Here is an 8550-nt window from a genome sequence, read left to right as displayed (position 1 = left end):
AGTACTCGGCTACGAACCGAGCGGTCGGAGGTTCGAATCCTCCCGGATGCACCATCTTCTCCAGGATAGCAGCGACGCTGTTGTTTCACGGTCTGCGAAATAATCGCCAGCGCCGGGGAGGATAACGTTGCTTCAGCAACGGCCCGAAGGGCGAACCGAGTGAGTCATCCTCCCGGATGCATCATCTCTTACTTGATACGGCTTTAGCAGCGGTATCAATATCGGCAGTAAAGCAAGTTTCCCGATGCATCCGTAGCTCAGCTGGATAGAGTACTCGGCTACGAACCGAGCGGTCGGAGGTTCGAATCCTCCCGGATGCACCATCTTCTCCGAGATAGCAGCTACGCTGTTGTTCCATGGTCTGCGAGATAATCGCCAGCGCCAGGGAGGATAACGTTGCTTCAGCAACGGCCCGAAGGGCGAACCCAGTGAGTCATCCTCCCGGATGCACCATCTTCTCCGAGATAGCAGCCACGCTGTTGTTTCACGGCCAGCCACTCTCCTTGCCTCAAAACCCCTTAAGCGCAATCATTCACCTTATTCTTCAGCACTTTTTTCATTGGCAACTCCCTCTTTCCACTATAATTTATTCCTGTATATCGATCTGATTTTGGGTGAGATAAGTGCAAGGAGAGAAATCCATGAAATGGTTCAAAGCAATATCTGCGTTTTGCGCGACGCTTCTGGTCGCCGTATCGCTGGCGGGCTGCGCAGGTTCGTCCACAAAGGAAAGTACTGGTGGGTACATTGACGATACCGTCGTGACCACCAAAGTCAAAACCGCGCTCTTCAATGATAAAGAGATTAAGTCTTCGGAAATTAGCGTCCAGACCTTTAAAGGTCGTGTACAGCTGAGCGGCTTTGTCTCATCCGCCGAAAGCGCTAAACGTGCGGTAGAAGTGACGCGAAAAGTGCAGGGCGTTCGCGTGGTGGAGAACGATTTAAGAATCAAATAAACGCATCAGATTGCATCTGTATCGACAAGGGCGCCTTCGAGCGCCCTTGTCGCATCTGCCGCTGGCAGCGACAAACCTGACCTTTTGCGTTACAGTAAGACCTCCTTAACCGGTTGGTGAGAAGACGATGTACGAACGTTATGCAGGACTGATTTTTGATATGGATGGCACGATCCTCGATACCGAGCCGACGCATCGTAAGGCATGGAACGAGGTTCTCGGACGTTACGGTATGCGTTTTGATATGCAGGCTATGGTCGCGCTTAACGGCTCTCCAACCTGGCGGATTGCTCAGGCCATTATCGAATTAAACCAGGCTGATTTAGATCCTCACCTTCTGGCGCGGGAAAAGACGGACGCGGTGAAAGCGATGCTGCTTGATAGCGTCCGTCCTCTGCCGCTGATTGAAGTGGTTAAAGAGTGGCACGGTCGTCGTCCGATGTCAGTCGGTACCGGCAGCGAGAGCGCCGTTGCTGAAGCGCTGCTGGCCCATCTGGGCCTGCGTCACTACTTCTCGGCGGTGGTTGCCGCCGATCATGTCGCCAACCATAAACCCGCTCCTGATACTTTCTTACTCTGCGCTGAGCGCATGGGCGTTGCGGCGGAAAAATGCGTGGTCTTTGAAGATGCGGACTTCGGTCTGCAGGCGGCGAAGCGCGCCGGAATGGATGCCGTGGACGTGCGATTGTTGTGAGCGACGCGCTGTCGCTGATATCGCTGTTTGCCAGCAGCTTTTTAAGCGCCACGCTGCTTCCCGGTAACTCGGAAGTGGTGTTGATCGCCATGCTTCTGGCGGGAGTGAGTCAGCCGTGGTTACTGGTTTTAATAGCAATAATCGGTAATAGCCTTGGAGGGGTAACTAACGTTATTCTGGGGCGCCTGTTTCCGCTGCGCAAGACATCGCGCTGGCAGGAGAAGGCGACCGGCTGGCTGAGGCGTTACGGCGCGGTCACGCTATTATTAAGCTGGGCGCCTGTTATAGGCGATTTGCTGTGTTTACTGGCGGGATGGATGCGCATTTCCTGGGGACCAGTGCTCTTTTTTTTATGCCTTGGCAAAGCATTACGCTATATCGTCATTGCGGCGATAACGCTTCAGGGCATGACGTGGTGGCACTAATTGGACTGACGGTTCAACCATTACAATTATGCTAATTCAAACGATTTCGACAGGCGGGAGGTCAAATTGATCCCGGACGTATCACAGGCGCTGGCCTGGCTGGAAAAAAATCCGCAGGCGCTGCAGGGTATTCAACGTGGTCTTGAACGCGAAACGCTGCGCGTCAACGCTGACGGCACGCTGGCCACTACCGGTCATCCGCAGGCACTGGGTTCAGCGCTGACTCATAAATGGATTACCACCGATTTTGCCGAAGCTTTGCTGGAATTTATTACGCCGGTTGATGGCGATATCCAGCATATGCTCACCCTCATGCGCGATGTTCATCGCTATACCGCACGCCATATTGGCGACGAGCGGATGTGGCCGCTGAGCATGCCTTGCTATATCGCGCCCGGCCAGGATATTGAACTGGCGCAGTACGGTACCTCTAATATCGGCCGCCTGAAAACGCTGTATCGCGAAGGGCTGAAAAATCGCTACGGCGCGCTGATGCAAACCATCTCCGGCGTGCACTATAACTTCTCGCTGCCGATGGCTTTCTGGCAGGCTAAGTGCGGCGTTGAGGATGCTGAAAGCGGTAAAGAGGCGATTTCCGCGGGCTATTTCCGCTCCATTCGCAACTATTACCGTTTTGGTTGGGTTATTCCATACCTGTTCGGCGCCTCTCCGGCGATCTGCTCATCGTTCCTGCAGGGCAAACCGACGGCGCTGCCGTTTGAGAAAGCCGGCAACGGCATGTACTACCTGCCTTATGCGACCTCGTTGCGTCTGAGCGATCTGGGCTATACCAATAAATCGCAAAGCAATCTCGGAATTACGTTTAACGATCTCTACGAGTATGTGGCAGGATTGAAGCGGGCGATTAAAACGCCTTCCGAAGAGTATGAAAATATCGGGCTGGAGAAAGACGGTAAGCGTCTGCAAATCAACAGCAACGTGCTGCAGATCGAAAACGAGCTGTACGCGCCGATTCGCCCGAAACGCGTGACCCGCAGCGGCGAAACGCCTTCCGACGCGCTGCTGCGCGGCGGTATTGAGTACATTGAAGTTCGCTCCCTGGATATCAATCCGTTCTCACCGATTGGCGTTGATGAGCAGCAGGTGCGTTTCCTCGATCTGTTTATGGTCTGGTGCGTGCTGGCCGATGCGCCGGAGATGAGCAGCGACGAGCTGCTGTGCACGCGCACCAACTGGAATCGGGTGATTCTGGAAGGCCGTAAGCCGGGCCTGACGCTGGGTATTGGCTGCGAAACCGCTCAGTTCCCGCTGGCTCAGGTCGGCAAAGATCTGTTCCGCGATTTACGCCGCGTGGCGCAAACGCTGGATAGCATCCACGGATGCCAGGCCTATCAGCAGGTCTGCGATGAGCTGGTCGCCTGCTTCGATAACCCGGAATTAACCTTCTCGGCGCGCATTCTGCGTTCTATGCTTGAAGAGGGGATTGGCGGTACCGGCAGAGAGCTGGCCGATCGGTATCGGACGATGCTGCGCGAAGAGCCGCTGGAAATTTTAAGCGAAGCGGATTTTGTCGCCGAGCGTGAAGCATCGGTACAGCGTCAGAAGAAGGTGGAGGCGGCGGATAGCGAGCCGTTTGAAGCGCTACTGGCGAGGCACGCGTAGTTTTACGAGCCGTAAAAAAGAAAACGGCCACATCACTGTGGCCAAACTTTCATCTCTGATTCAGGGATGATGATGATAATAAATGCGCGTCTTTCATATACTCAGACTCGCGGCCTCAAAAAGAGTTCATTTTATTTTAAAAAAAATCACTATCGGAGGTGAAGAATGCCGTTGTTAGATAGTTTCACAGTCGACCATACCCGAATGGAAGCGCCTGCGGTGCGTGTCGCGAAGAAAATGAACACGCCTCACGGCGATGAAATCACCGTTTTCGATCTGCGATTCTGCGTGCCAAACCAGGAAGTGATGCCGGAAAGAGGCATTCACACCCTTGAGCACCTGTTTGCCGGCTTCATGCGCGATCACCTGAACGGCAACGGTGTGGAAATTATCGACATCTCTCCGATGGGCTGCCGCACCGGGTTCTATATGAGCCTGATCGGTACGCCGGACGAGCAGCGCGTCGCGGATGCCTGGAAAGCGGCGATGGCCGACGTGCTGAAGGTGAAAGATCAGAATCAGATCCCGGAGCTGAACGTTTATCAGTGCGGAACCTACACCATGCACTCGCTGGAGGAAGCTCAGGAAATCGCTCGCCATATTATTGAGCGCGATGTCCGCGTCAACAGCAACGATGAGCTGGCGCTGCCGAAAGAAAAACTGCAAGAACTGCACATCTAGTGCTTCTGCCACGGCCCGGCGAACCGCGTCGGGCCGCTACTCCCTGACGCCGCGATGTCGACGACTTTAACCTTCAATTTTCAACACCGTTCTCTGGTGCCTTTTGCCCATGATTACGCCCATGGCGATAGCGAACCCTGGCATCAGCACGATTGCGCCCAGCTGCTGCATATCCTCAGCGGCGTGGTGCGGGTGGAAACCGCGCAGGGTTATTGGGTTGTGCCGCCGGGGCGTGGCGTCTGGCTGCCCGCCGGTACGCCGCATACCCTACGGGTGACCGGCGTCGCGGCCGCGCGAACCCTGTTTATCGATCCCCTTGCCCGGGCCGATCTCCCCTCATCCTGCCAGATAGTCCAGGTGACTCCGCTGCTGCGTGAACTGATCGTCGCGTCGCTGACGCTGGCGGAATCCTACGCGCCGGGCAGCCGCGATGAACGCATTTACGAACTGATCCTCGATGAAATTCGCGGCATGGCAGTGCTGCCGTTTGGCCTGCCGGAGCCGCAAAGCGAAGCGCTGCGCCGTTTATGCCAGAAGGTAAGAGAAGCGCCCGGCGAACCCTGGAGCAGCGCCGAGGCGGCGAAGGAGAGCAGCATGAGCGAGCGCACGCTGAATCGTCATTTTCAGCAGCAGACCTCGCTCACCTGGAGCGAGTGGGTGCGCCGGGCGAAGCTGATGGAAGCGCTGGTTCGCCTGGCACAGGGGCATTCGGTACTGCGGGTGGCGCTGGATCTCGGCTACGGCAGCCATAGCGCTTTTAGCGCCATGTTTCGCCGGGTGATAGGCGTTGCCCCCAGCGACTACTTCCGCTCGCCGGCGTAATGGCCTGCGCTCATCGCATTGCACAACGCCTGCAGCGAGGCGCGCGCCACGTCGCTATCAATTCCTACCCCCCAGCGGCTGTCGCCATTCGGGAAGACGCAGCGAATATAGGCCACTGAACGGCTGTCGCTACGTTCGCCGAGGGTGTGTTCATGATAATCTTTAATCACGATGTGTTGGTTTAACAGGCCGCTCAGCCCGCTGGCGGCGGCGGACAGCAGGCCGTTGCCGCGGCTCTGCAGTCGTCGCGTTTCACCGGCGATGCGCAGGGTCGCCTGCAGAGAAAGCTGGCCGTCCTGCTGGCTATCGCTTTGGTAATCCAGCAGCGCAAGCGGCGGCTGGGGCAGAAGTCCGTAGCGGGCGCGAAACAGCTGCCACAGCGCGTTCTGGGTCATCTCTTTACCATGCGTATCGGTTTCGTGCTGAACGTGCAGGCTAAAATCCTGCTGCAGCGCGCGCGGCAGCTTCAGGCCATGATTCTGCTCAATCAGCCACGCGCTGCCGCTTTTACCGGACTGGCTGTTGACGCGGATCACCGCCTCGTAGCTACAGCCGATATCCTGCGGGTCGATGGGCAGATAGGGCATTTCCCAGCGATCGCCGGGCCGGCGGGCATCGAACCCTTTTTTGATCGCATCCTGATGCGAGCCGGAAAAGGCGGTATAGGCGAGGCTTCCCGCCCACGGGTGGCGCGGATGAACCGGGATCTGGTTGCAGCTTTCGACAATTTCGACCACCCGGTTCATCTCGGAGAAGCTGAGCCGGGGATCGACGCCCTGGCTGTAGAGATTCATCGCCAGCGTCACCAGACAGACGTTACCGGTGCGTTCGCCGTTGCCGAACAGGCAGCCTTCGACGCGGTCGGCGCCGGCCATCACCGCCAGCTCCGCGCTGGCGACGCCGGTTCCCCGGTCGTTATGCGGATGGACGCTGATGCACACATCGGCGCGGCGCGAGAAGTGACGACAAAAATACTCAATTTGATCGGCATAAACGTTAGGCGTGCTCACTTCTACCGTCGCGGGCAGATTGATAATCATCGGCCGTTCGGCGCAGGGTTGCCAGATTTCCGCCACCGCTTCGCAAATCTCCAGCGCGAATTCCGGCTCGGTGAAGCAGAAGGTTTCCGGGGAATACTCGTATTGCCAGCGGGTCTGCGGCTGCTGTTCGCACTGCTGGCGGATAAGCCGGGTGGCGCGGGTCGCCAGCTCGACCACCTGCGCTTTGTTCATTCCAAAAACCAGCTCGCGGAACAGCGGAGCGGTGGCGTTATAGAGGTGAACGGTGGCGCGGTGGGCATCGCGCAGCGATTCGAAGGTCCTGAGGATTAAATCTTCCCGCGCCTGGGTCAGCACCTGAATCGTCACATCCTGCGGGATACGCCGTTCTTCAATCAGTTGACGCACAAAGTTGAAATCGGTTTGCGAGGCCGAGGGAAATGCCACCTCGATCTCTTTAAATCCGCACTCCAGCAGCAAGTCCCAGAACTGCAGCTTGCGCGCGCTGTCCATCGGCTCGGCCAGCGCCTGGTTGCCGTCGCGCAGGTCGGTGGAGAGCCAGCGGGGGGCGCGGGCTATTTTTTGCTCCGGCCAGCGGCGGTCGGGCAGGGCAATCGGCGGATAGGGACGGTATTTTTCACCGGGTTGAGTCAGCATGATTTTCTCCTTCTTAGCGGATCTTCATCGTGCATGACAGAGCGAAAAGGCATCTCCAGCGAACTGGACATCAACTAGCGTAAACCGGACAACCTGCGTGTTGGGCAATAAAAAAGGGATCCGCAGATCCCTTCAGGTCAAACCTTAGTGCGCGCCGCCGCCGCCGCCCCCGGCGCTAAACGGCGGCCTGGCAAACCACACCAGCCCGAGCAGAAGGATAAATATCGCCGCCGAGAACCAGAAAATTTCGTTGGCGGAGATAATCAGCCCCTGGTTGGTTATCTGCTGCGCTATCCAGCCGGACGCCTGCTGTTGCGTCATCCCTAATCCCTGCAGCTGATCGTACATCTGCTGGGCGTTGGGATTATACGGCGTCACCGATTCGGTAAGCTGAGCATGGTGCAGCGCCTCGCGGTTCGTCCACATGGTGGTGGTAATCGAGGTGCCGATGGAGCCCGCCAGGGTACGCGTGAAGTTCGACAGGCTCGATGCCGCCGCCAGCCGTTCCGGCGGCAGGCCGGACAGCGTAATGGTCGTCAGCGGCATAAAGAAGCAGGCCACCGCGAAGCCCTGGATAAACTGTGGCCACGCCGAGGCGCCGAAGTCCATACCCGGTTCGAAGGTCCACGCGCGCCAGTAGAAACAGACTGCGTACATAATAAAGCTAAAGGTGACCAGCCGACGCATATCCAGCTTATGCGCGAAGCGGCCGATAATCGGCGACAGGATAACCGGGATCACCCCGACCGGGGCCGAGGCCAGACCGGCCCAGGTGGCGGTATAGCCGTATACCTCCTGCAGTAGCTGCGGCAACAGCACGATAGCGCCGAAGTAGAGCATATAGGCGAGGCTGATACACAGGCAGCCGATGGTGAAGTTTCGCGACTTAAAGAGCGACAGGTCGACTATCGGGTTGTCGTCGGTTAGCTCCCAGACGATCAGGAAGCTTATCGCCACCACCGCGACAATGGTCAGGATGATGATCTCGTTTGAGGCGAACCAGTCCAGCTCTTTACCCCGGTCGAGCATCACCTGCAGGCTACCGATACCAATAATCAGCAGCGCCAGGCCAACGCCGTCAATCCGCCGCTGCTCGGTGCGGGTTTCGCGGTTGCGCAGGGTCTGTAGCGTCATGACCACCACGGCGATGCCAATCGGCACGTTGATAAAGAAGATCCAGCCCCAGTGGTAGTTGTCGCTGATATAGCCGCCGAGGATGGGGCCGCAAATCGGCGCGACGATCACCGTCATTGACCACAGCGCCAGGGCGATAGAGCGCTTGGCGGGCGGATAGTTGCTGAGCAGCAGACTTTGCGACAGCGGGATCAGCGGACCGGCGACGATCCCCTGAATCACGCGGAAGAAAATCAGCATCGTCAGGCTGTTTGACATGCCGCAGGCCCAGGAGGCGATGGCGAACGCCACCGTCGACCAGAGGAACAGCTTCACTTCACCTACGCGTTTTGCCAGCCAGCCGGTAATCGGAATGGAGATAGCGTTCGCCACCCCAAACGAGGTGATAACCCAGGTCCCCTGGCTCAACGATGAGCCAAGGTTACCGGCGATGGTGGGGATGGCCACGTTGGCGATGGTGGAGTCCAGCACCTGCATAAAGGTCGCGAGCGACAGCGCAATGGTCATAATGACCAGCTGCGCGCCTTCCAGCGGTTTTTGCTGTTGCATTACGCTCACCC

8 protein-coding genes and 1 tRNA gene are annotated in these 8550 nt (G+C 57.6%); 7 read left to right on the top strand and 2 right to left on the bottom strand.

Translation table 11 applies throughout. The annotated features are described in order from the left end of the window. Positions 1 to 246: 246 nt before the first annotated feature. The 7 genes from ABLU88_RS26865 (at position 247) to ABLU88_RS26835 (ending at position 5201) form a co-directional block, all read left to right on the top strand. A tRNA-Arg gene (locus ABLU88_RS26865) sits at positions 247 to 323 on the top strand. A 318-nt stretch (positions 324 to 641) separates the two neighbouring features. Further along, complete coding sequence (locus ABLU88_RS26860) at positions 642 to 956, top strand: BON domain-containing protein (protein WP_004853477.1); 315 nt, start codon at positions 642 to 644, stop codon at positions 954 to 956. Positions 957 to 1083: 127 nt separating this feature from the next. After that, complete coding sequence (gene yqaB / locus ABLU88_RS26855; RefSeq protein WP_014226508.1) at positions 1084 to 1650, top strand: fructose-1-phosphate/6-phosphogluconate phosphatase; 567 nt, start codon at positions 1084 to 1086, stop codon at positions 1648 to 1650. Further along, the gene (locus ABLU88_RS26850) at positions 1647 to 2075 is read left to right on the top strand and encodes a YqaA family protein (RefSeq protein ID WP_025107289.1); all 429 of its coding nucleotides are present in this window, start codon (positions 1647 to 1649) and stop codon (positions 2073 to 2075) included. Before yqaB ends, ABLU88_RS26850 begins: the two co-directional genes overlap by 4 nt. Before the next feature lie 66 nt (positions 2076 to 2141). After that, entirely contained in the window at positions 2142 to 3698 is a 1557-nt protein-coding gene (gene gshA, locus ABLU88_RS26845) for a glutamate--cysteine ligase (protein WP_025107290.1), read from the top strand. A gap of 165 nt (positions 3699 to 3863) precedes the next feature. After that, the gene (luxS, locus tag ABLU88_RS26840) at positions 3864 to 4379 is read left to right on the top strand and encodes an S-ribosylhomocysteine lyase (protein ID WP_004104795.1); all 516 of its coding nucleotides are present in this window, start codon (positions 3864 to 3866) and stop codon (positions 4377 to 4379) included. A 54-nt stretch (positions 4380 to 4433) separates the two neighbouring features. Next, positions 4434 to 5201: a helix-turn-helix transcriptional regulator gene (locus tag ABLU88_RS26835; protein ID WP_014839297.1), complete on the top strand. Its 768-nt coding sequence runs from the start codon at positions 4434 to 4436 to the stop codon at positions 5199 to 5201. Here ABLU88_RS26835 and leuA read toward each other — a convergent pair. Together leuA and emrB are read right to left on the bottom strand one after the other, a co-directional pair. Further along, positions 5180 to 6856, bottom strand: a complete 1677-nt coding sequence (gene leuA / locus ABLU88_RS26830; protein WP_025107291.1) for a 2-isopropylmalate synthase — start codon at positions 6854 to 6856, stop codon at positions 5180 to 5182. The two genes, ABLU88_RS26835 and leuA, sit on opposite strands and share 22 nt — an antisense overlap. 144 nt (positions 6857 to 7000) lie before the next feature. Further along, positions 7001 to 8539, bottom strand: coding sequence for a multidrug efflux MFS transporter permease subunit EmrB (gene emrB / locus ABLU88_RS26825; RefSeq protein ID WP_004123984.1), 1539 nt, complete (start codon positions 8537 to 8539; stop codon positions 7001 to 7003). Positions 8540 to 8550 lie beyond the last annotated feature (11 nt).

The sequence above is a fragment of the Klebsiella sp. GW_Kp182 genome (assembly GCF_040062275.1).
GTDB classification, from domain to species: domain Bacteria; phylum Pseudomonadota; class Gammaproteobacteria; order Enterobacterales; family Enterobacteriaceae; genus Klebsiella; species Klebsiella michiganensis.
The sequence above is the reverse complement of the archived record's forward strand: the minus strand, read 5'-3'. Positions and strand labels throughout refer to the sequence as shown.